Below are 1,125 nucleotides of genomic sequence, written 5' to 3' on the forward strand. Positions count from 1 at the left end.
CCGCACCTGGGGCGATGCGCGCATCGGCGGGCTCAGCGCCCGCCGCGACGGCGACCGGGCGGTGATCGAGGTCACCCGCCACGACGGCGACCGCCTGCAGTACGGCCCCGCCCGCATGCGCTTCGATGCCGTCACCGGCGAGACGCTCGCGCTGATCGACCCCGACTCGCCCGCCCTGCGCACCTACCGCGTGCTCTATGGCCTGCACCTGGCGCGCTTCGCCGGGCCGGGCATGCGCTGGGGCCTGTTCGGCTTCGGCGTGCTGGGCAGCCTGATGATCGCCACCGGCATGGTGCTGTGGAGCGTCAAGCGCCGCCAGCAGGCGCAGCGCAAGGGCGCCGCTGCGCCGCCGCTGCGGCGCGGCGAGCGCCTGGTGGCCAGCCTCAACGTGGCCCTGCTGGGCGGCCTGCCGCTGGCCACCGGCGTGTTCCTGGCCTCCAACCGGCTGCTGCCGCTGGACCTGGACGCCGCGCCGATGCCGAGCTGTCGTGCTTCTTCGGCGCGTGGGGCCTGGCCCTGCTGATCGGCATCGTGCGGCCGGACCGCTGGGGCTGGAGCGTGCTGCTGGGCCTGGCGGGCGCGGTGTTCGCCGCGCTGCCGGTGTTGAACGCCTTCACCACGCACACCCACCTGGGCGTGACGCTGCCGGCCGGCGAATGGGTGTGGGCCGGCATGGACCTGTCGTTCCTGGCCACCGGCGCCCTGCTCGGCTGGATGGCCTGGCGGCTGCGCCCCGCGCGCGGGGCGAAAGCGGCCGCCGCCCAGGGCCGGTCCACCACCGAGACCGGCTCCGCCACGCCCCCGAGCACCCCCTCCACCCCTGCCGCAGGAGCCTGACCGCCATGTTCGAATTCTTTCTCTGCTTTGCCGGCTGGTCGGGCCTGGCGCTGGGCATGGACCGCCACCACCAGGACGCCTGGAACCGCGAAGGCGGCGAGCGCCAGCTGCGCACGCTGCGCCGCGTGGGCTGGGCGCTGCTGGCGTTGTCGCTCGTGCATGCCGCCGCGTGGCCGGGCGACAGCACCGCCGCGCTCAGCGTGACGTGGTGGACCATGGCCCTGTCGCTGGCCGCCGTGTGCGCCACGGCCGTGGCCACCTGGCAGCCGCGCCGCCTGCCCGTGCTGG

The 1,125-nt window shown here is 75.6% G+C and carries 3 protein-coding genes; all 3 read left to right on the plus strand.

The features are described 5' to 3' along the window. Positions 1-523: PepSY domain-containing protein (locus tag AC27IO_RS24645; RefSeq protein WP_498741268.1), on the plus strand; the 523-nt coding region annotated here is incomplete at its 5' end. Positions 524-531: 8 nt separating this feature from the next. After that, entirely contained in the window at positions 532-837 is a 306-nt protein-coding gene (locus AC27IO_RS24650; RefSeq protein ID WP_498741269.1) for a hypothetical protein, read from the plus strand. Positions 838-842: 5 nt separating this feature from the next. After that, positions 843-1,125: DUF3325 domain-containing protein (locus tag AC27IO_RS24655; RefSeq protein WP_498741270.1), on the plus strand; the 283-nt coding region annotated here is incomplete at its 3' end.

This window comes from Acidovorax sp. KNOB132, from assembly GCF_057541515.1.